General features: G+C 61.5%; 18 protein-coding genes. 15 read left to right on the top strand and 3 right to left on the bottom strand.

What is annotated here, in order from left to right; all coding sequences use genetic code 11:
- The first annotated feature begins 35 nt into the window (after nucleotides 1–35).
- From AOT96_RS33175 to AOT96_RS33130, 10 genes are all read left to right on the top strand, one after another.
- Nucleotides 36–434 (top strand): hypothetical protein, encoded by a 399-nt coding sequence (locus AOT96_RS33175; protein ID WP_058228478.1) that lies wholly within the window; start codon nucleotides 36–38, stop codon nucleotides 432–434.
- Complete coding sequence (locus tag AOT96_RS33170) at nucleotides 431–3478, top strand: ATP-binding protein (RefSeq protein WP_058228477.1); 3048 nt, start codon at nucleotides 431–433, stop codon at nucleotides 3476–3478. The genes AOT96_RS33175 and AOT96_RS33170 overlap by 4 nt, the downstream gene beginning before the upstream one ends.
- Before the next feature lie 35 nt (nucleotides 3479–3513).
- Complete coding sequence (locus AOT96_RS33165; protein ID WP_231917485.1) at nucleotides 3514–5580, top strand: hypothetical protein; 2067 nt, start codon at nucleotides 3514–3516, stop codon at nucleotides 5578–5580.
- Nucleotides 5580–6413, top strand: coding sequence for a hypothetical protein (locus tag AOT96_RS33160; RefSeq protein ID WP_065353016.1), 834 nt, complete (start codon nucleotides 5580–5582; stop codon nucleotides 6411–6413). Before AOT96_RS33165 ends, AOT96_RS33160 begins: the two co-directional genes overlap by 1 nt.
- Nucleotides 6410–7981 carry a peptidoglycan DD-metalloendopeptidase family protein gene (locus AOT96_RS33155; RefSeq protein WP_058228476.1) on the top strand — a complete coding sequence of 524 codons (1572 nt, stop codon included), beginning with the start codon at nucleotides 6410–6412 and terminating at the stop codon, nucleotides 7979–7981. The genes AOT96_RS33160 and AOT96_RS33155 overlap by 4 nt, the downstream gene beginning before the upstream one ends.
- On the top strand, nucleotides 7978–8565 hold the full coding sequence (locus tag AOT96_RS36255) for a hypothetical protein (RefSeq protein ID WP_058228475.1): 588 nt from the start codon (nucleotides 7978–7980) through the stop codon (nucleotides 8563–8565). The genes AOT96_RS33155 and AOT96_RS36255 overlap by 4 nt, the downstream gene beginning before the upstream one ends.
- A gap of 155 nt (nucleotides 8566–8720) precedes the next feature.
- The gene (locus AOT96_RS33145) at nucleotides 8721–9302 is read left to right on the top strand and encodes a hypothetical protein (RefSeq protein WP_058228474.1); all 582 of its coding nucleotides are present in this window, start codon (nucleotides 8721–8723) and stop codon (nucleotides 9300–9302) included.
- Nucleotides 9303–9432: 130 nt separating this feature from the next.
- The gene (locus AOT96_RS33140; protein ID WP_064073797.1) at nucleotides 9433–10713 is read left to right on the top strand and encodes an IS256 family transposase; all 1281 of its coding nucleotides are present in this window, start codon (nucleotides 9433–9435) and stop codon (nucleotides 10711–10713) included.
- A 95-nt stretch (nucleotides 10714–10808) separates the two neighbouring features.
- Entirely contained in the window at nucleotides 10809–11630 is an 822-nt protein-coding gene (locus AOT96_RS33135; protein WP_058228558.1) for an SDR family NAD(P)-dependent oxidoreductase, read from the top strand.
- Nucleotides 11631–11766: 136 nt separating this feature from the next.
- A complete protein-coding gene (locus AOT96_RS33130; protein WP_058228559.1) occupies nucleotides 11767–12801 on the top strand; it encodes a GAF domain-containing protein in 1035 nt (344 codons plus the stop codon).
- 390 nt (nucleotides 12802–13191) lie between these two features.
- Here the strand turns inward: AOT96_RS33130 and AOT96_RS33125 are convergent, their stop codons facing one another.
- The gene (locus AOT96_RS33125) at nucleotides 13192–13623 is read right to left on the bottom strand and encodes a helix-turn-helix domain-containing protein (RefSeq protein WP_058228566.1); all 432 of its coding nucleotides are present in this window, start codon (nucleotides 13621–13623) and stop codon (nucleotides 13192–13194) included.
- Nucleotides 13624–14267: 644 nt separating this feature from the next.
- On the opposite strand from AOT96_RS33125, the gene AOT96_RS33115 reads away from it, so the two are divergent.
- The 5 genes from AOT96_RS33115 to AOT96_RS35585 all read left to right on the top strand — a co-directional run bounded on the left by AOT96_RS33115 (nucleotide 14268) and on the right by AOT96_RS35585 (nucleotide 17901).
- Complete coding sequence (locus tag AOT96_RS33115) at nucleotides 14268–14579, top strand: hypothetical protein (RefSeq protein WP_141695886.1); 312 nt, start codon at nucleotides 14268–14270, stop codon at nucleotides 14577–14579.
- A 301-nt stretch (nucleotides 14580–14880) separates the two neighbouring features.
- The gene (locus AOT96_RS33110) at nucleotides 14881–15339 is read left to right on the top strand and encodes a hypothetical protein (protein WP_074447172.1); all 459 of its coding nucleotides are present in this window, start codon (nucleotides 14881–14883) and stop codon (nucleotides 15337–15339) included.
- A complete protein-coding gene (locus tag AOT96_RS33105; protein ID WP_058228563.1) occupies nucleotides 15336–15899 on the top strand; it encodes a hypothetical protein in 564 nt (187 codons plus the stop codon). Before AOT96_RS33110 ends, AOT96_RS33105 begins: the two co-directional genes overlap by 4 nt.
- Nucleotides 15896–16225 carry a hypothetical protein gene (locus AOT96_RS33100; protein WP_058228564.1) on the top strand — a complete coding sequence of 110 codons (330 nt, stop codon included), beginning with the start codon at nucleotides 15896–15898 and terminating at the stop codon, nucleotides 16223–16225. Before AOT96_RS33105 ends, AOT96_RS33100 begins: the two co-directional genes overlap by 4 nt.
- Before the next feature lie 401 nt (nucleotides 16226–16626).
- Entirely contained in the window at nucleotides 16627–17901 is a 1275-nt protein-coding gene (locus tag AOT96_RS35585) for a hypothetical protein (protein ID WP_058228565.1), read from the top strand.
- Between the two features lie 265 nt (nucleotides 17902–18166).
- On the opposite strand, the gene AOT96_RS33090 is transcribed toward AOT96_RS35585, so the two are convergent.
- Nucleotides 18167–19450 (bottom strand): IS256 family transposase, encoded by a 1284-nt coding sequence (locus tag AOT96_RS33090; protein ID WP_065352562.1) that lies wholly within the window; start codon nucleotides 19448–19450, stop codon nucleotides 18167–18169.
- A gap of 159 nt (nucleotides 19451–19609) precedes the next feature.
- Complete coding sequence (locus tag AOT96_RS33085; protein ID WP_051649789.1) at nucleotides 19610–22291, bottom strand: excinuclease ABC subunit UvrA; 2682 nt, start codon at nucleotides 22289–22291, stop codon at nucleotides 19610–19612.
- Nucleotides 22292–22491 lie beyond the last annotated feature (200 nt).

Below are 22491 nucleotides of genomic sequence, written 5' to 3'. Positions count from 1 at the left end.
GTGCCTGTGCAGAGAACGTTCGAAGGGGATGCTCGGTGATCGACAACGACGACCTGATGTACCGCGTGGACCGGCACTACCTCGGTCCGACGGGTTATCCACTGCCCGTGCGGATCCGCTACACGGCCGGCATCGTCGGCGTGGTTGCTTTCGTGGTGGTGTTCGTGATCGGTCGCGGAATTCTGCACGTCCCGCTCGGATTCAAATCTCTGATGGTGATGGCCGTGATCACGGTGTGGCTTACGACCCGGATCGCGAAGTTCGTCACCCCGGACCGCCCACTGCGGTCGGTTCTCAAGGCCGCCCTCAACGACCTCGTTGCGCCGCGCCCACCGAAGCGCGGCGCACTCGTGTTCATCTCGCTACCTCAGCGGTTGACTACAGGAGAACGTGCCGTCGTAGCTGTTCGCCTCGACGGTGAGGATCACCGATGACCGTTCCCGAGAACGATATTGCGGCTCTGTTCGATCCGAAGCTCGACGACCCGGTTCCGGTCATTCCTCCCGGTGCCCTCCCTCCGTCGTGGGCAGCAGTGCAGTCGCATGCTCCGCAACCGGTGCGTGCGTGGTCCGAAGCCGAACCCGCACACGGTCCGGATGGTTCTGAATACGAGCACGGCGAGGACGACACCGACGGCCACACCTCCCCTGCAACCGATCCGGAGCACGTCGCAGACGAAGTGCTCGGCCGTCAGCGTCGCCGCACAGGCAAGAAACGTGCAAAGTCGGCAACAGGTCGCGACAAGGCCGCAGCGAAGAAACGTGCAGACCGCGAACGAAAAGCGGTACGCCTGAAACTGACCGGCACCTCAGCGAACATCACCCGCACCGCGACCACGTCCACTGCATGGTTCGTCCAACGCCAGGGGCCGTGGAATTTCCGCACCACCGGAAAGCAGCGCCGCTTCATCCAGGACGAAGCGATCATCCTGACCAACCTGCAGAAGGCAGGCGTCAGCACGCTGCATCGCCGCCTGGTGCGCACCCCGTTCCCCGTCGCACAGTGGGCAGTCGATCACGACACGTGGGCCACCCCGATTCCCGATGTTCCCGGCGCACTGTCATGGGCGGACTACCTGCGCGGGCAGCAGCATGCGATGTTGTGGTCCAACGCGACGATCAAAGGCCGCTACTGGGGTATCGAACTGCCGCAACGCTCCTCACTCGGCCAGGGGTTGGACTGGACCGCCCGGATGCTGCGTCACCTCGCTCACTGGCCACTGCTGGGCAGAGTGTGCACCGGGGTGAACAGCTGGGCCGACGACGCCTTCGAACGTGAGCAGAAGGCCCTTGCCGATCACCTCGCCACACTCGAACGCATCATGTCCGGCCGCGGAGTGAAAGCAACCCCGGCCACACCGGCCGCGATCGACTACTTGCTGCGCCGATCAGCGACCATCGGTCTACCGCTGGAAGCTGGCGGTGCGATCGCCGGCGCCGGGGACTGGGAAGAAACCGACGTCGCCGCCCTGGAAGATCTCACCGACCTCTCCCTCACCCCAGGCGACGGGTACACGACCGTCTCCGGCGTCGTCGACGGCCGCAAGTACACCGGCGTGGTGATCGTGCTGACGATCGGCCGCATGGCTCCCCTACCGATTCCGGAACGGATGTTGCCGTGGCAGATCATCGGGGACCCGTCCGGTGAACCCCTCGAATGGTCCGATCGCATCGAGCTGCACGACAAAGCGAAAACGATCCGCACCATGCGTTCCCTGACCGGCAAGATCGAATCGCAGTTCGACCACTACACCGTCGAACACGATCAGGTCCCGCCGAAAGAGTTGGCGGAGCAGCACGCCCGCGCACAGGACGTGATCTCCGACGTCGAAGAAGACCATTCCGGACTCTCGACTCGAACCACCGGGTGGTACCGCCTCGCGGTGGTCGGCACCGACCCCGACGATGCGCGGCAGAAAGTCTCCGATCTGCAGGAGATGTACTCACCGCACATCTCGCTCGAACAAGAGCACGGCCAATACCAGTTGCTGCGCGAGTTCATACCCGGTGAGCCGCAAGCCAACATCGCCAACAAACGGCACATGGATGTCGAAGCAGTCGCCGCCGGGATGGCGACCGTCAGTGACCGGATCGGTGACCGCCGGGGTGTCGTCCTGGGCGAGACCGGATCCATCTCGCCGCGCCCGGTGATCTGGGACCTGTTCGCCGCGCACGAGATCAAGCACAAGTCCGGGCTGACACCGATCGTCGCCGTACCCGGTTCGGGTAAGACGTTCCTGGCAGGCATGATCGTCTACCAAGCCGTCAGAGCCGGCGCGTACGGCGTCGTCCTCGACCCCTCCGGTCCGCTCGCAGCGTTGGCCGGACTACCGGAGTTTCGCGACATCGCCCGCGTCTACGCCCTCACCGGACGCGATTCACGCGCTGGCGCCTTGAACCCGTACCGCGTGATCACCGATCCACGTCGTGACGATCCCGAGTACGACGCCCGCAACGTCGAGTTCGCCCGGGATGCAGATCCGTTCGCGGCGGCGCAGTCGAAGTTCGATGCGGATACGCGTGCAGCTGCCGCCGAGCGTGTCGAGGTCGCCGTCTCAGTGCTCAAGATGATGCTCACCGAACGGCATCTGCATCTCGAGCACACCGAACCCGTGCTGCACATGGCCGCGAACATGGTCGGCGGCGACAGCAACCACAACCTCCGAGAAGTGTTGGCCGCGATCCAGTCCATCGGAGTGAGCGATCCGGACCACGCCGTCAAAACCTGCGCGAACGGGTTGTACCAGCAGCTCAGTTTGATGTCGGAACTGACCGAAGCGCGTGTGCTGTTCCCGGAAGCGGGCACGATCGGCAGTGGAGCGGATGCATTCGACGCCGACATCCGACTGACGATCCTGACGATGCCGGGCCTGCAGCTACCGCCCGAAGGCACACCGTCCTCGCAGTGGACACCGCAGCAACGGATGACGGCGCCGTTGATGCACATGGCCGCGTGGCTGGCGAACAGACTCGTCTACGAAAAGCCTCGCCACGTGCGCAAGGTGCTCTTCCTCGACGAAAACAAATACCTCGAATCCACAGGTGCCGGCCGCACCCTCAACCTCCGAATCGCGCGCGACTCACGCAAATTCAAGGTCCGCGCCCTGGTCTGCTCGCAACTTCCGGATGATTTCCTCGGATTGGACGGCAGCGACGACAAGACCGCCCTGACCTACGAGGTGTTCGTCGGTGACGTCGGCGGTGATCCGCATGCAATCGAAGGCGCCCTGAAATTGCTCAAACTTCCCACCGGGCAAGGGTTCGAGCAGTTCCTCGCGGAACTGGGCAGCGGCGGCGAGGACACTCTCGACGAGGACACCGACACCTCCTATCAGGACGAAGCGCGGCGCTGGATGATCCGGATGGCCGACGACGTGGAGCTGGTGCGTTCGAGCTGGATTCACTACGTGCATCTCGCGCATGTGTTCGCGGCGCTGAATTCCTCGTCGGCGAAGAACGCGCTCGGCGGAGCCGCATGAACACCATCAGGCGGCTCAAACCACCCTCTACAGAGATGAATGAAGTAATCCCTCACCGATCGCGCGTTCGGGCGCTGACCGTCAATCTGGCGCGGGTTCTCACCGTTCTAGCGTTGGCGCTGGTGCCCCTCGTCGCCCCGGGCGGGCCGATCGCATCTGCCGGCGGATTCGACTGCAAAGACGTCCCCTCCCCCGAGTTCCCGACCTCGGTCATGGCTGCCGAGTTCGATTCCTCGAGCAAAAACCGCGAACCGAAACAGGGCGGCACAGGCTACGAAACCTACGGGTGGGCCGGATTGCGCTGGTACACCTACGACCTCGGCTGCGGCAACGACCTGGTCCGCGCACCGGACGCAGTCGCGGACACCACCCTGGGCAACACATTCCTCGCAATCGGCAAGGGATTCGCTGCTGCAGCGTTCTGGCTCGACGACCAGACGAAGACCGGAGCAGCTGCCGAAGAGGCCGGGATCGCCCCAGCGATGGTGCAGTTCGACCAGATCGTCGCCTCGATCTCCAACGGAATGCTCGGCGTCTACGGAACGTGGCTGGGTGTGGCATTGATCGTGGTCGCCACGATCATCATCTGGAACGCCCTCAAATCAAACGCCGCGGCCGTGACCCGCACCGTCGCGATCGCCGGCGCTGCAATGGCCATCGGAGCACTGTTCGTCGGCGCACCGCAAAAGGCCATCCAGGTCGCCGACGACACCTTCGGATCGGTCATCACCGACACACAAGGTCAGATGCTGTCCGTGTCCGGAAACACCGGAGACCCCCGCAATGTGCTGATCGACAAGATCTTCCTCGACGACTGGCGCAAGGGATGGTTCGGCGCGAATTTCAACGACCAGGAACTGCAACTTGGACCGAAGCTCCGCGACACCCTGGCATTTTCGTACGCGGAGCAGCAGAACGTGGCCGGCGACAACGAGGCTGCAAGTGAGCTTGCGAGCAAAAAGGGAGAGGATTTCGAGAATAATCTGGTTGAGAAGCTGAAAGATTTGAACCTTTCCTACAATCAGTTCCAGGGCAAGGACTCCGGACGCACCGGCACAGGGTTCATGGCGATGATCAAACTCGCCATGCCCTCCATCCTTTGGATAGGTGCATCCATCCTCAAACTCACTGCGTTACTGGCTATTCGACTCGCAATTCTCTTCGCACCGATCTGGGTTCCGATCGCCGCCGCACACGGCGGCACCCTTTCGCGCGTGTGCCGCATGATCGCCACCGCCTACATGTGGGGCGTGGCCGGCGCAGTCATCATCGCGCTGTATCTGATGGCGCTGGTCAAGCTGTACGACACCGACAACGGTCTCGTCGACGGCACCTGGCGGCTGTGGTTCATGGTCATCTTGACGGCGGTGTGCTGGTTCATCATGCGGCCGTTCAAGCGGATGACTCAGACCTTCACCCAGAACCAAGCGGGCGCACTCAATCGCAAGGCTCGTCACGCTCAGACGTCGATGAAGCAAAAGTTCTTCAAGGCCGGCAGCGCCGTTGTGGGTGGTCCCGCGGCGTCGATGGTCGAGGAAGGTGTCGGCGCACTTCGGAAGGCGACCAAACGCGGTGGTGACCTCGACAAGGATTCAGTGACACCAGTGCGTCCGGAAGGACGTGAGTTGAATCAGCGACGTCGCCACGAGGTCGACAAGTCGCGCGTCGATGCGCGTAAGACGATGGATCGTCAACAGCGTCTGACAGATTCACGCAAGAACGATGTGCGCCGCCAAAGCCTCGCCGGTTCCGCGAAGAGTTCTACGGGCCTCAAGAGGCCCGTCGCCGATCGGCCGCAAACCGCAGGTACCGCCGCCAATCGAGGCCAGGCACTCGCTCGCCAGTTGGTCGGAACCGAAGCCGGTTCGCCGCGCAGCTCTTCGTCGGTGAGTGAGACATGGGACGGAGGCCCGCGGTCGAGTATCGCGCCGATGAATTTGTTCACTCCGTCCTCGCGGGATGCCCCCACCGGAACTCCGATGCCTCGATCGGGTGCGACGCGCTCGAACTCGTCGACTCCTCCGCGGTCGACGGCACGACTGTGGACGCCGTCGTTGACCTCAGCAGGTACTTCGTCCGATTCGACCGACAGGGTCAGCTGATGTCCTCCAGCGCAGCCAATCCCGTCCTAGCACCGATCCGGCGGTGGGTGCTGTACTCGCGCACCAATCTGACGATCACGATCGTCTCTGCGTTCGGTGTGCTGTTCGTGGCGGGAGCGGTGTTCGGCCAATCCCCGACCCCGTCGAACACTGCCTCGAAGATCCAGGCCTCCGCCGCGACGACTGCGACGGACGCAGAATCTGCGGCGCCGGATCTGAGCTACGAGTTGACCGAGGTGACCGAATCCTCGATTGCCGGCAAGTCGATCGCGTCGGTGGCCGAGAGTGCACCGGCGACAGCGATGGCCTACGCGCACGTCTACGTCGATCAGTCACTCTCGAACAGCGAATGGAAGACCAAGCTGGGCGTGCACACCGCTGAAGCGCCCGGCGTGACTGTGGTCAATGCCCGCCCGCTCGTACCGGTCGCGATCACCGGCCCGACGCGCAGTGAGATCGTGGCCGGCACCGGCGGTGAGAGCGCCGTGCAGGTCATCGTCCCGACGCAGGCGGGGAATCTGCGGGTCACCCTGAAAGCCTCGGACACTGCCAAGGGTTCGACATGGCAGGTCCAGATGCCGCTGCCCACCCTGGACCGCAGCGAGATCGACAAGCTCGGCGCACCTTCCCTCGCGAACCCACCGACCTCGGAAGCTGCCACAACCACCACGACTCCTACATCGCCCACCTCACCGAGCACTATCTTGACCACGTCGCCGACATCGACCGCCTCAGTCGCTGTTCCCTCGGTAGACCTCGGACCGGCGCCTGTTCCTGTCCCTGGCCCCATCCCGATTCCCGACCTCGACACACCGCTCCCGGGAACACTGTGAGTCGCCGCCGTGCAGCGGTAGCCCTGATCGTCACCGCGGCCACCGCCGCGATCCTGGGGCTGTCCGGATGCACCCAGCAGCCGGTGATCCCCCACAACCGTTGCGGCGGAACCTCGTCGAACGAACGAGACGACAAGGGATCCTCTACGGGAAACACCGAACTGAAAGCATCGGGGCCGATCACCCAGCCGACAGAGGACGGAACGACGACGTTCACGTCCCCGTTCGGGCCTCGCTGGGGAACCGAACATAAAGGCGTCGACTTCGCCGGCCCCGTCGGGACACCGATCTACGCGGCGCTCGACGGCGTCGCGGTGAAGGCCGGGCCCGCATCCGGGTTCGGGAACTGGATCGTGCTCGACTCGCTCGTCGACGGAAAACCCGTGAGCACCGTCTACGGCCACATGTTCGACGACGGTGTCCTTGTCACGGAAGGCCAGCAGGTCAAGGCCGGCGACCATATTGCGAACATCGGAAACAACGGCCAATCCACCGGCGCACACTTGCATTTCGAATACTGGGACGGGGGACGACTGCAGGGCGGAACCGCCGTCGATCCGATGACCAAGCTCGGCGGAGCGCCCTCCCCCGCCGGCGAAGCGGGCAGTGATTCCCCTGCCATCGAGCTGGCCGCGTCATCATCGTCGATCGACTGCGCCGGCTTCGGCGTGGCGGGTGGCGGCGATCTCAAAGCCGGTTCCGTTCCTCCGGAGATGGAACCGTGGTTCCGCAAGGCCGGATCGCTGTGCCCCCAGATCAAGCCCTCCCTGTTGGCCGCAGATGCAAAGGCCGAATCCGGCTTGACCCGTGGCCTGACCTCCGGCAGTGGAGCGCAAGGTGTCACGCAGTTCATGCCGCGAACATTTGCTTCTTACGGCCAGGACGACGACAGAAACGGCAAGATCTCGATCTGGGACGACGGGGACGCGATCATGGCTCAAGGCCGATACTTCTGCTCCATCGCGGCGCAGATCGACGGATGGATTGCCGACGGATCGGTCAAGGGCGATCCGAAATCGCTCTACATCGCTTCCTACAACGCGGGCGAAGGCGCGGTGAAGAATGCCGGCGGAATGCCCAGCGGCGGTGACTACACCACCCAGACACAGCCCTACGTCGCGAAAGTCCTTGCATACGAAGCAGAGTTCGCGTCCCCCGGAGGTAGCGGGGAACTGATCGTCTCGCCCGGTTCGGCGTCCGGATCGCAGGTCGTCGACGCTGCCCGCCAATTCCTCGGCACCCCGTACGTCTGGGGCGGCGGCAACATCAACGGCACCACCGGCGGTGGATTCGACTGCTCCGGACTGACCAGTTACGCCATCTACCAGGGAAGTGGAAACAAGATCACCCTGCCCAGGACATCCGAACAGCAGTGGAACGTCGGAGTCGAGATCCCTATTGACCAAGCACAAGCCGGGGATCTGGTGTTCGGTTCGTGGGCCGGAACAGGTCCGGGGCACGTCGGCGTCGCGATCGGCGGAGGCCAGATGATCCATGCTCCCACTACGGGGGACGTCGTCAAACAAGCTCCACTGCAGAGCGATATGAAAGCCAGGAGGGTTCTGTGAGCAACGCACGCAAGCTGGTTCTGCTTGCCGTCGCTGTCCTCCTCGTCGGTGGACTGGTGTACTTCCTCTTCGGTTGGGGCAACGAGACGGAAACCGAGACAGCTGAACAGATCGCCCCAGCACAGGCGCCGCTGACCATTTCGACTTCGCCGGCTCCGACAACAATCGACGTCACCGATGATCCGAATACGGAGCGAGCCGAAAACATCGCTCGCCAGGCACTTTCCGTGGCGTTCACCTGGTACCCGGCAACGGACCGTAGCCCCACCAATGGATACGCACGCGCCCGGGAATGGTTCACCGACACCCTGGCACAGACCCTGCTCGTCGACACGCACACCGAACGAGGACCAGGAGCACAGTGGAACCAATGGGCCTCCGACAACGCCAAAGTGGTCGCCGATGTGACTGTGGGTTGCTCCGGCTGCCCACCAGATACCGATGCACTCGTCCGCCGAGTCGCCACCATCCGCCAGACCGTAATTACCGGAGATGCGACCAATCTTGTTGTACCGGAAACGACCGTGTGGGTCACGCTCGCCAAGGAGGTTGATCAGTGGCGCATCGACACCATTCAGTACTGAATAGCCCATCCACCGACACAAAGAAGTGGGGGATCGTCCTTCGAAATCCAGTCGATAGACGACTTCAAGAATATAATCGAATATTACTTGTACACAATACTTTTCATGTCCTGCGCTACACCCATCACGTCAGACCTGTATCGACGAGGAGACTCATGAAAAGACGTATTACTGTAGTCACGGCACTCCTTACGTTACTGCCGCTCCTGCCTGCATGCTCGACACCAGCGACACAGAGGGTCGCCACCCCCAACCAATCCGCCAGTACAGACGGCAACCGAATCGGGGTCGTCACGCCGGCCGAATCCTCCCTCTGGCCAGGAAACTTAGCGATCGGCGTGGGAGACATCCAAAGCAATCAATTCATCACCACACCGGCCCCCGACCAGGTCCAAGCTAGGTGCATCGGAGCAGGAGACAATCTCACAATCGGCATCACCGCACCTAACGGCTGGAACGCCCTACTTACGCATGGATCCCAAACCATCGCCATCGAAAACAAGGAACTCGACTACCCCTTACAGGAATTCACCACTCCGCAAAGCGCACTCGACAGCGAGAGCGAATCGAATAACAAGTTCGGAACGACCGATCTCTTCCCGCCTGGCGTGACGTGGGATCTCCCGCAGCTCGGCGACGTCGAGATTCAGTTAAGCCAGAAGACACCGCCCCACTGGCAAATCCGAGCAAGGGAGAGAGTCACCATCGACATGCACGTACGATGCGAAGGGACGTAGCCGCACGCCTAAGCCAGGAACGATACCGCCAAGGGCCATATAACCGGCAATAGCCGATTCACTGGGACTGTTTCGTAATCGGTGTTTTGGCCCGAGACGCTGAGTGAATGCTTGGCGAGGAGGTGCCGAGATGACGACACTGGAAGATGTGACGAAGAAGAGGGCCGAGCCCTCCGCGGAAGCTGCGGCGGCTGCGGAGCTGGTCAGGTTGGCGAAGGAGCAGGGTCTGTCGCTGACCGGTCCGGACGGTTTGCTCAAGCAGTTCACCAAAACCGTTCTGGAAACTGCATTGAACGAGGAGATGACCGAGCACCTCGGGCACGACAAGAACCAAGCCCCGCCGGAGCGGGAGTCGACGAATATTCGCAACGGGACTCGGTCGAAGACTGTGTTGACCGAGGCGACCGGTCATGTTCCGATCGAGGTCCCTCGTGATCGGGAAGGGACGTTCGAGCCGCAGATCGTCAAAAAGCGACAACGTCGATTGAACGGGGTCGATGAGATCGTGTTGTCGTTGTACGCCAAAGGATTAACGACCGGTGAGATCAGTGCTCACTTCGCTGAAATCTACGGCGCTTCGGTCTCGAAAGAGACCATCTCACGGATCACCGACAAAGTGCTCGAGGAAATGCAGGACTGGGCTGCCCGTCCGCTCGACGAGGTGTACGCAGCGATCTTCATCGATGCGATCGTGGTCAAAGTTCGGGATGGGCAGGTCGCGAACCGCCCGATCTACGCGGCGATCGGTGTCAGCCTCGACGGGCACCGGGACGTACTCGGTTTGTGGGCCGGGACCGGCGGTGAGGGCGCCAAATTTTGGATGTCCGTGCTGACGGATATCCGTAATCGGGGTACTCGGGATGTGTTCTTCCTGGTCTGCGACGGATTAAAAGGTCTACCGGAGGTCGTCGAGAATGTGTGGCCGGCGACCACGGTCCAAACGTGTGTGATCCATTTGATCCGCAATACGTTTCGGTTGTCGTCGCGGCAGCATTGGGATGCGCTCAAACACGATCTCAAGCCGATCTACACTGCCCCGACCGAGGCCGCCGCGAGTGCAGCGTTCGACGATCTCGCAGACCGTTGGGGCAAGACGTATCCGGCGATCATTCGATTGTGGAACAACGCCTGGCAGGAGTTCATCCCGTTCCTCGATTACGACACCGAGATACGGCGAGTGCTGTGCTCTACCAACGCTATTGAGTCCTTGAACGCCCGGTATCGGAGGGCTGTCAAGGCTCGTGGGCATTTCCCCACCGAGGCTGCTGCGCTCAAGTGCCTCTATTTGGTGACGCGTTCGCTCGACCCGACAGGCAAAGGGCAGGCACGATGGATTACACGGTGGAAGCCTGCTCTGAATGCGTTTGCGATCACGTTCGCCGATCGTTGGCCGGGATCGGAAACTTACTAATGGATACCGGCCGAAACACCCTTAACGAGATAGACCCGATTCACTCTGATACGCCAGCATCTGTGTCCCGTTTCGTTGCCGGATAGTGTGTGTAGGTGAGCTATTTTGATGGTCGGGTTGTCGCAGTGACAGGTGCAGGTGCGGGGGTGGGCCGCCAGCTGGCCATTCAGTTGGCAAGACAAGGCGCGTCACTTTCTCTGATCGACCGCGACCAACATGCACTCAATCAAACGATCAGCTTGATAGGCACGCAATCAGGTGTAAACCGCATGTCGGTTGTAGATGTTTCCGACCGTGACGCTATGCATGCCTGCGCCGCTGAGACATTCGACGCTTTTGGGAGCGTCGACGCAGTATTCAACAACGCTGGCGTCCTCTACACCGGGGACGTGCTCGATGCTGAGTTCGATGACTTCGCACATGTAATGCGGGTGAACTTCTGGGGTGTAGTCAACGGATCAAAAGCATTTCTGCCCTTCATATTTCGATCGAATGAGGGAAACATCGTCAATGTTTCCTCGGCATTCGGTTTGATGTCCGCGCCCGGATACTCGGCATACAACGCAGCCAAATTTGCCGTCCGAGGTTTCACCGAATCGCTACGGCAGGAGATGTTGATTCTGCATCCGCAAATCAAGGTGTCTTGCGTCGTCCCTGGTGGAATCAAGACCTCGATTGCACGGACTGCCCGTATGGCTGCGCCGATAGACAGACAAGCAGTCATCGAGTCCTTCGAACACAGCATCGCGAGAACCGAACCGGAGAAGGCCGCGCAGGTTATCTTACGTGGCGCAAAACAAGGACGTCCCCGGATACTTGTCGGCGCAGACGCTCGTATCATCGACGCACTGACCAGAATCTCCGGATCTGGATACCAACGCCTGATACCGGCCACGAATAGGGCAAATCGCTCCTAGCCTGACCCAACGAAGTCCGTATGAGGACATTGCGCCCACCAGCCTGGGACCTTTTTCCGTTATCGGCGGTTACATGTACAGAAGAATTTGCGTAGTGTTCGTCTGTTCACAATCCGCGGGGAGAGGAACGACCACTGTGACAACAAAATGGTTGATGATCGAAACATTCGGCGACGCTGCACCATCCATTGTTGGGTTGGGTAGCGCACCAAGGCGATTCGTGCCAATCGAGAGAGTACTGAAAAGTAGGGACTCACTCGAACTTGTGAAGCGGATCATCGAGGAAGTCAGTGCTTCACCTGGACAAATTGATCGGAGATCAGCAGACGGGCAACGTCGCCTCATCGTTGAGCCCCTGATCACGTTCAGCGGTCGCTTGCATGGAATACATCTGTGGTTCGGAAGATCGAACGAAACAGTACCCGAACATGATCCGGCTGGCGCATGGCTATTCAATCTTACTGCAGGCAAAGCAAGCGGGAGCGTCGCCCTACTGGATTTGTACGGCGTCCCTGAGGACGAACGCCACACAGAGAAGGCGATGGCGGGCGCGTTCACACGATTGCGGACAAATCATGACGAGAGCGACGCACTGTCAAAGATCGTCCAGTCGCAACCCGGAACGGTTCACCAAGCCGTCTGGACGGTGGAGAGGGATGATGGAGAACTGCGAGCAGCTCACTTCTCCTGCCGAATGCTCAAAGAGAACGATCCGGAAACAGGTCAACCCCAAGTGATCTTGCGCGGGATTACTCAAGATATCGGACCAGCAGTAGAAGTAACCTCCGCACCTCCTCCGGTGGTTCTCGAATACAGAGTGCTAGAGGCGGCAACCAATGACGGAGAGTATCGAGCCATCGTCAATCTCAAGACCCTGCAGTTGATTCGATGGGTCGGCGACGCCATGCCGGGACTTGCATGGGAATCGGTTGACGATCAGGTCGAACCCAGCATTCATCCGGACGACTTCCACATTGCACTTGCGATGTCAGAAGGTCTCGCACGGGGCAAGACCCACGGAGTCATTCGTTTCCGCCAATTGAGCGGAGCCTGGAAAACCTATGCGGTGGAGGCAACTCTGATGATGCTGGACCAGCATACGACGGCGGGCCTGGTCATGATTCGCGAGGCAAGTTCTCCGGAATCGGAGAGGCCCATGCATCTGACATAGCGCCTTCATCCTCACTGGCCTAAAGATCATTTACGATTTCACCTCTGCCGCAATTGATTCGAAGACTTGGACCAGTCCCGGCCATCAGCGCGTGATGCCGATGAACATCGACTTCAGCGGCGTCGCGCGCAATGATCACCGAATGTTCAAGCGTTTTGGGACCTAGTACCCAAGATGCTTACGGCCTATTGCGGTAGAACACTAGGCATTAGTAACGTGCAACTGCGCGCCCTTCACGGGCTCCGGCAGCGAGTGGTTACAGGTGACTCCGCCAGGTAGCGCGGACGGTACTAGTTACCGCTCGATCCCGCACCTGAGACTCAACCGGAGGCCCGTTTGTGCCGCACACACGTCGACTACCTCAGTTGCCATGTCGATGCCCTTGATTACCTATGCAGGTACCCCAGCAGGTCGAGTCCTGGCACGCTCGTAGCTTGCATGCAATTCAATTGCACTGATTCCCAGGGCATCCGCCAACTTTTGAGCACTCGCAGGCGTCAAGAGCACTTCACCTCGCTCTATTCGCGCGATCATCGAGGTGCTGATGCCCGTGAGCTTTCCAAGCTGAGGTTGCGTAAGCCCGAGGAGGATGCGCCAGTCTCCCGGGAACCGTTCATCCTCCGGAACTATTACCAGTTCACTCATAGGGACATCAAGCGTGCGGGCAACCAAGGCCAACGTATCAACCTGAGGACTCCGGTTGCCGGACTCCCATTGCTGCACAGTCGCGCCGCCCACCCCAGCGCGACGAGCAAGATCTGCTCGACTGAGGCCTTTGCTCTCACGCGCACGACTAAGTCGCGCGGGTTCGAACCCGCGCATAACACGGCGACTCATGTGGGCATTCCGTTCGTCATTGCTAGACACCATGCCGCACCTCCTCTAGGGTCTAAACGTGCATGACTTTAATCGATGCAATTGTTGTAATAGGCACACGGCAGCAAGTCCGCATCTCACAGGCAAAGGGGTGATCTGACACATCGAAAGAAGTTCCCCCGGCCGCTACCAACGACCAGGGGAACGATGTCCAAACGGGTTGGCGCCCGTCCAGAGTTTTCTTCAGTTGCAGAAAGGATTCTGCGATGTCTATCTTAGTGGACCCATCAGGTCCGGATGACGTGTTCCACGATCGGTATGCAGCTCTCTCCACACTTGCCCTTCGTCGGCTTGTTGCGCGGCATTCGTCGATCGGCGGGCGTTGCGATGGTTGCGGTTTCAGTGTTTCGGAGCTTGTTCCGTTGTGCCCGGAGGCTGTGGCCGCGTTGCGTGAGTTGACGCACCGTGAGGACCGGGGAACATCTGCGGTCGTGTTGCCGCAGTTCAGTACTGACGATCTTCTTCGGGTTGCTGCTTCGCATCATCCTGATCGGGTTGGTCGGTGCGCGCGGTGCGGGTTCGTTTTCTCGTCGGAGTGCGATGTGTGCCCGACTGTGCGAGCTGTTCGTGTGGAGTTGGAGGTTCGGGGTGTGGTGCCGATTGTTGGTGCCGATCCGGGTAAGGGTTTGTGCGCGGGGAAGTCACGTTCGTGGGAGATGGATGGCCGCACGGTGGTGGAGTGGCGCCGCGCGATCTCCTCGTGTGAGGTGTGCCCGTTGTTGGCGCAGTGCCGTATAGATGCGGCCGCGGCGGAGGAACGTGGGGATGGTCCGCAGCGAATGATCATGGCGGGCAATGCGTATGACAGTCACGGCAATATCGTCGACGGTGAACGCTTGGGCCTGTACGAGTCGTTGACGACAGCAACGCGTCGGCGCCGGGATTCGGAGGTGGCAGCGTGAGGGCCGCGGTGCCGCCGCCGACTGTGTTGGCGTGCGCGGTCGATCCTCAATCGTGGGATCTGGATGAGGGTTCGTATCGCGCGGGTGTGGATGCGCAGGCTGAGTGTTTCCGGTGCCCGCGTTTGGCGGATTGCCGGAAGGAGTTGTCGTCGATGGTGGCGGCGGATACTCCGCCTCGGTCGATGATTTGGGCGGGTGTGCCGTTCAGTCATCGTGGCCGGCCGATTACCTCGGATGTGGTGTTGCGTTCGTACTATCGGCGGGTCGACGGGCATCGCGGTACTTCTCGTGGGAGCGCTGCGTGACTCCGATAGTGGGGTCGTTCGATCCGGTCTTCACACCGCCGGTCGACACACCGGCATCAGATGGGTCCCCGGTGCTGATCTTGAGGACGTTCGAATCAGCGTGGTCTGTGTACGGAATCCTCTCCGACACGCACGGCCATGTGCCGGTACGGGACCGCTACGACCGGTTGTGGATCCTCGTCGAAGTCGCCGGCCGCCTGCGTAGTCGCCGCACCTTCATTCACGATCACCCGGACATCGGTGACTCACCGGACGTGTACGGGTTGATCGACGTGGACTCCCGCGCCATTCTTCATGCCCGCGATCTGATCGAAGCCCACGGCCCGTTGAGGGTAGACCCCTCCCCTGCCGCGGTCCTCACACCACTCCGTACCGGTGCGATGGATTCCGCGCACCTTCCCACCTGCACGTCACAAGCCTCGTTCGACGTCACCCGATTGGACTGCCCCACATGACAACACACCGCTTGCTCGACGAACTGAACAACCCCCACCGCCCCCTCCCTGACATCATCTACGGGATCAGTACCGGGGCCCTCCCCTCCCCTGCCTCGACCGGCCTTCCCGCCGAACGATGGCAATGGCTCGCACACCTCCTCACCCACCCACAGTGGGGAATGACCGCGATCGTCGACGGACTCGACCACGTCTGCGCCCCCGTCGCCCGACTGTGCCAGCTCACCGCCCACCCCATCCACCCCCTCAACGTGCGAGAACTGTGGGCCGCAAAACAACTCCCCACCACCGAACTCATCGCAGCGCATACACCGCACGAGGACGGTCAGTGGGAAGTCCTCAACACTGCCCTGGAGCTGATCACCGACGGACTCGACCACTGCAACGGACTCGAGACCTCCGGGGTCGAAGCAGTCACCTCAGCATTCACCGCCGTCATCACCGCACAGGACGCTGCCACCGCCCGCGCAACTATCACCGCGGCCGTCGAACACTGGATTCATCCCACCCACACCACCGGCGCATCATCTGTTTCCACACGGTTGGGGGCAGCATCATGACAACAACACCGCATCGCTCGCCGCTGATCGAATCCATGATCAGCACCGCCTCCACAGCGCTCCTGAAAGAAGTAGGCATCACCTTCCCCACCGACGCCGAGATGGCCGAGGTACGCCAACTCGCCGAAACGATCGTCCGGGACACCGTCGACGCCCTCGCCGGCCCTCGCGATCTGTCAGTCGGGTTACGCGACAACCTCATCGACGTAGCAGATCTCGTTGCCTCCGATCCGGAAACTGCGTCGGTCGATCAGATTCACGAAGTCGCGGTTGCACTGCGCGGGCTTCTGGATCTGCACATCCCCGTTCGCGCGAATCATTCATGATTGCGCTCGTTCTCGCTGCCGTGTTGGGGTGTGCAGGTGTTGTGGGAGCGGTGTTTTCGCTTCGCCCCACACGTTCCTGACCTTCGAAACGCGACAGATCCGCATATCGGGGGTCGGCGTCCGGCGCAGACCGCCAGCGGCAACTGACCTCGATAAACATCCGGCCTGACCCGAACACCGCCGAAAAGGGAGACCGCCACCACCCAGTCTGACATCCGAAAGACCTTGACACACAACTCCATAGACGCAGTCCAGAAACGACGAAACCCCCTTGCGGGGGTTCGTCACACACTGAGCCAAATCAACAGCGAAGCCATGCCGGGCTCGCTGTCACTGATGAAGCCAAAGTAGCCGCTCCGCCTTCTGTACTGCACTTCTTCACTCACTGAAGGGATTTACCTGTGACAGGTACATCTCAGGGTAGCGCACACCCTGAACCAGCTTCAACACTTCCACACAACACAATCCTCGACCGCTCACCATCAACGCGCCATGCCCCGGTCTCCGACACCGAGTGGGCCCACGCCGTACAACAAGCCACCGAAAACATCGCCCGTATCGAAACACTCAACCGGACGAGCAACCAACGCGGAAACTCCTGGTCCCTCCCCATCCCCGACGGCACCTACAGCCGTACCCCCACCTGGACCAGCCGTACACACTGGCAACACCAAGTCCGCACCCTCCTCAACTCCCCCACCGGCACGAAACTCTGCACAACCCACACCATCAGCACCGAAGCCGTCTTCGCCGTCGCCGTGATCCACGCCGCCCTCGCCGAAAGCGCAACCGGACGCTCAGTGACCGCCTCACGCGAGACCATCGCCCGCCGTGCAGGAGTGAGCACCTCCACCGTCAAACGCGCCCGACGAGTCCTCATAGCCCTCGGAGTCGCGGTAGAACTCGTCCGCGGCCGCTACCTCAGTCGCCTGGAAGCTATGGCCGCAGAATCACACCACGGGCACCGCCAATTCCGTGCAGCATCCACCTGGGCGCTCACCACACCCCGCCCGGTAGCCATAACCGTCACCCCGCCCTTCACAAAACCCAGAAAACCCTCCCGAGCCACACTGCGTACCAACGCATACAGATCCAGAACCACCACACGGAACCATCCACAATCCGGCACCCGTGACCCCCTATCCCCCTCCGGGGGATTTGCACTTAAAGCTCTTGCTTTCAAGATCTCACCAACGCGCACACAAGCACACGCGGGCAAGACAACACACCAACCAACAACCACACCCCGACCCATCCACCTCCAACGCGCAGCAGCCGAACTCCTCGCCCACGCACCAGCACTGAAACCAGACGGCCACATCGGAAAAATCTGCGACACCATCCAACAAACCGGAATCGACACCACCCGATGGACCGGACGGGACCTCGCACGCCAACTCACCACAGACACCCAACAACGCGGCTGGACCTGGCCCAACCACATCCCACGACCAAGCGCATTCCTACGCTGGCGACTGACCCACATCGACTGGGCCGCACCCACCCCCACCGAGCGAAACGACGAACACAATCGCACTCGACGCGCTGACCAGCTCGCCCGACACGCGGAAGTACGCGCACGCGACGAACGCGCCGCCTCGGAAGAAACCCGAACAGAAGCACTCCGGGCATTTCGGAGCGCTTCTACCCCTACGGCCGATCTGCTGCCGGCATGACGCCGCGCCACCATCGAAGCCCCGTAACGCCTCCCAAACGGAAGGTCACCGTCACCCATCAGTGACAACGCACCGATGGTCTCACTCTTGCGTACAACGCTCGGCTCGGCGTGTCGAACCAAGCCCGAATCAACCGTCTATCTGGAAGTCCCGGACAACAAGTTGGTCCGCCGATTCCGTTGGAACGGAGGCGAAATGGGCATTCTTAGAGTAGATCTCCATGGTCGGGTCTGTCCAGAAAACGGTGTAATTGATTGGTTTCTAACTACTTTCGTCCGGCAGACAGCCGTCCGTCGAACGTTATCTCGAAGGCATTCAGTGCTGCCTTCCATCGGTTGGACCAGCGCCTGCGGGCGGTGCCTTTGGGATCGAGGCTCATGATGGCCAGATACACGCATTTCAAGGCCGCGGCCTCGGTCGGAAAGTGTCCACGGGCCTTGACAGCCCTGCGGATTCGAGCGTTGACACTCTCGATGGGGTTGGTCGTGTAAATGACCTGCCGGATGGCGTTGTCGAATTGTAGGAACGGCACGAACTCAGCCCAGGCGTTAGTCCAGAGCCTGATGATCGCGGGATAGCGTTTCTCCCATTTGTCACTGAACTCTGCGAATCGGTCGAGCGCGGCCTGCTCCGACGGAGCCGTGTAGACGGGTTTGAGGTCCTTGGCGATCTCGGACCAGTCCTTGCGGGAGGCATAGGCGTAGGTGTTACGGAGAAGATGGACCACACAAGTCTGCACGATGGTCTGTGGCCACACTTGCTCGATCGAGTCGGGTAGATGCTTGAGACCATCGCACACGACGATCAGAACATCCTGCACACCACGGTTTTTCAGCTCGGACAACACCCGAAGCCAGTACTTCGCTCCCTCCCCGTCGCCGTGCTCACCGACCCACAATCCGAGGATGTCGCGGGTGCCGTCGACAGTCACCCCCATCGCGACGTAGATCGGCCGGTTAGCGACGTTGCCCTCGCGAATCTTGACGTGGATGCAGTCGATGAACAACACCGGGTACACAGGATCCAACGGCCGGTTCTGCCACTCGGCCATGCCTTCCATCACCCGCTCGGTGATCGTCGAGATCGTCTGCTTGGACACATCAGCTCCGTACACCTCGGCCAGGTGTGCAGCGATCTCACCGGTCGTCAAACCCTTGGCCGACAATGAGATCACCATGTCCTCCACGCCCGACAGCCGACGCTGCCGCTTGGCCACGATCTTCGGCTCGAAGGAGGAATCCCGGTCACGGGGCACCTCGAGTTCGACCGGGCCGGCCTCGGTCAACACGTTCTTGGCTCGTCTGCCGTTGCGGGAGTTGCCGCTGCCCCTCCCTGCCGGGTCGCTCTTGCCGTATCCGAGGTGGTCGTCCATCTCGCCTTCGAGCGCGGACTCCACGACTAGCTTGGTCAGCTTCGACAGCAATCCACCATCTCCGGTCAACTGCAGCCCTTCGGCTCGCGCCTGCTCGACCAGCTCTTTGAGCCGCGCATCGCTGATACCCGGCTGAGCCGAGTTCGTCTCTGTCTCACGTTCAATCACGTCAGTCATAGTGGCGTATCTCCTTTCAGAGTTACACCGTTGTTCTTACAGTCCCGGCCGGAGAGAGTTGGAGAGCTGATTACGCAGGCCTTGGGGTTTCGGTGCCTGTCGTGCCATCGCTAGTTGATCCTTATCGCCGTTCAGTCCAGGCGGTGGTGCGCGGTCAGGTCAGTGTTGTGTGGTGCCGGCGCCTGTGTTTTCCAGCGCCGCTCGTAGATAGGGGGCAGTCGCACTGTCGGCAGTGGCAGCTACCTGCTCGGGGGAACCGGTGGCGACGATACGTCCGCCGTCGGCGCCCGCTCCCGGTCCGAGGTCGATGACGTGGTCGGCCTGGGCGACGACGCGCATGTCGAGTTCGACCATGACGACGGTGTTGTCGGCGTCGACGAGCCCCTGCGCGTGAGCGAGCAGTCTGTCGCTGTCGGACGGGTGGAGCCCAGCAGTGGGCTCGTCGAGGATGTAGAGCGTGTCGCCGCGTTGAGCACGCTGGAGTTCGGATGCCAGCTTGACACGCTGAGCTTCGCCGCCGGACAGCTCGGTGGCGGGTTGTCCGAGTCGCAGGTAACCCAACCCGACCTCGCGTAGGACGGTGAGCGAGCGAAGAACGTCGTTCTCACTGGTGAAGAAGGCGTGGGCTTCGTCGATGCTCATCGCGAGAACGTCGGCGATGTTGCGGTCCCGCCAGGTGATTTCGAGTGTGCTCTGCGTGTAACGAGTGCCATTGCAGTCCGGGCACGGACTGTAGACGCTGGGCAGGAAAAGCAGCTCGACCATCACGAAGCCTTCGCCTTCGCAGGTCGGACAGCGGCCACCGGCGACATTGAAGGAGAACCGCCCCGGTTTGTAGTTCCGTTTCTTGGCCGCAGGTGTTGCGGCGAACAGCTTGCGGATGTGGTCGAACATGCCGGTGTAGGTTGCAACATTGGATCGGGGTGTGCGCCCGATAGGGCGCTGATCGATGGCGACCACCCGACGGAGCCCTCCCAAGGTGCCCTCGATGCGGCCGCGGACCGCGCCCTGATCTCCGGTGAGCAGCAGATCGGTGTCGTCGCGCGGTTCGACGTTGGCATCGGGCGCGGCGGGCCGGCCCAGTTCAGCGTTGATCAACGCTGGTAGAGCCTGGCTGACGAGGCTCGATTTCCCCGAACCGGAGACTCCGGTGACCGCGGTCAAGACCCCGAGAGGGAAAGACACGGTGAGGTCGCGGAGACTGTTGCGCTCGACGCCTTCGACGCGAAGCCACCCGCGGGGGGTACGCCGCTGGCGGCGCACCTGCTCCGACGTGTCGAAGAGATAGCGTGCGGTGACCGAGTCCGGTACGTCGGCCAGCCCGGCGGGTGTTCCACTGTAGAGCACGCGTCCACCGTTCTCGCCGGCACCGGGACCGATATCGACCAGCCAGTCCGCTTCTCGGATGACGGGTAGGGAGTGCTCGACGACGAGGACGCTGTTTCCTCGCTCACGAAGTCCGTGCAGAATTCTCAGCAGCGCCGTCAAGTCGCCGGGGTGCAGTCCCGCCGAAGGTTCGTCGAGGATGTAGGCGACGCCGAACAGCTTCGAGGACAGCTGCGTCGCCAGGCGCAGTCGTTGCAGCTCTCCGCCGGAGAGTGTGGGCGTCGTCCGGTCCAGTGACAGATATCCCAGCCCGAGGTCGATGATGGGTTGGATTCTTTCGAGGAGGTCGTCGAGCAGGCGCCGCGCCGCCACCTGTTTTTCCGCTGACACGTTCGGGGTGCGTCGCACGTCGGGAGCGGCGGTGTGCGCCGATCCTCCCGATGCGACACGTCGTCGCGTGGCCTCGGCTCGTCGGGTTTCGTCGAGAGCTTCTCCTGCCGCCTCGGGTAGCCAGTCGCTGGACACAACAGTGCGCGCGATCTCTGCCAGTCGTGCCAGGGGCAAGGACGCGAACTCGGCGATATCCAGGCCCTCGAAGGTGACCGAGAGCGCCTCCGCCTTGACCCGCTTGCCCTGGCACATCGGGCATACCTCGCTGGTGACGAACTCAGAGACCCGCTTCTTGACGATCGAGCTCTTGGTGTTCGCGAAGGTATCGAGCACGAACCGCCGGGCGCCGACGAAATTGCCCTCGTAACTGGGTTCGGTTCCGGCTTTGATCGCTCGCCGAGTCTGTGCCGGGGTAAATCCCGAGTACACAGGAACGGTGGGGCGGTCCTCGGTGAACAGGATCCAGTCGCGATGTTTCTTCGGCAGCTTCTTCCACGGAGAGTCGACGTCGTATCCCAGTGACACCAGGATGTCGCGAAGGTTGCCACCCGGCCAGCCCGGCGGCCACGAAGCGATCGCGCGCTCCCGGATGCTGAGTGTGGGATCGGGGACCATCTTGTCGACATCGACCTCGTAGACGCGCCCGATGCCATGGCAGGTCGGACATGCGCCCTGCACGGTGTTCGGCGAGAAGTCCTCCGCGTAGAGCATCGGTTGGTCATCTGGGTAAGACCCGGCACGGGAATAGAGCATCCGCACGAGACTGCCCAATGTCGTCACGCTGGCGACATTCGATCGAGCATTACCGATGCCTCGGTGCTGCTGCAGTGCAACCGCCGGTGGCAGTCCCTCGACGACGTCGACATCGGGTACACCGACCTGGTCGATCAGCCGACGGGCATACGGTGCCACCGACTCCAGATAGCGCCGCTGCGATTCCGCGAACAGTGTCCCGAACGCCAGCGAGGATTTCCCCGAGCCGGACACACCGGTGAACACCACCAGACGGTCTCGAGGAACATCGAGATCGACGTCGGCGAGATTGTTCTGCCGAGCTCCCCGCACCACGACACCCTGCCTCCAGCGATCATCGGCCTCGGCGAGATGTTCGGAACGGTTTGTCATGCCGGTGACCATAACGAAGGAAGGGAGCCTTGCGGCAGACCCCACAGCACTCCTGGCACACATCGTCACTCAGTTGACACGCAAGGTCACTGACACGTATCGCCACGTGCGCATACGTTCGAAAGGTCCCCCGGTGGCCACGCCACCACAACCGGGTCCCGAATCGCAGCGTGCAGGGATCCCCCAGGTTAGGAGCGACA

The sequence above is a fragment of the Rhodococcus sp. 008 genome, assembly GCF_001682295.1.
Classification (GTDB): Bacteria; Actinomycetota; Actinomycetes; order Mycobacteriales; family Mycobacteriaceae; genus Rhodococcus_F; species Rhodococcus_F qingshengii.
The sequence above is the reverse complement of the archived record's forward strand: the minus strand, read 5'-3'. Positions and strand labels throughout refer to the sequence as shown.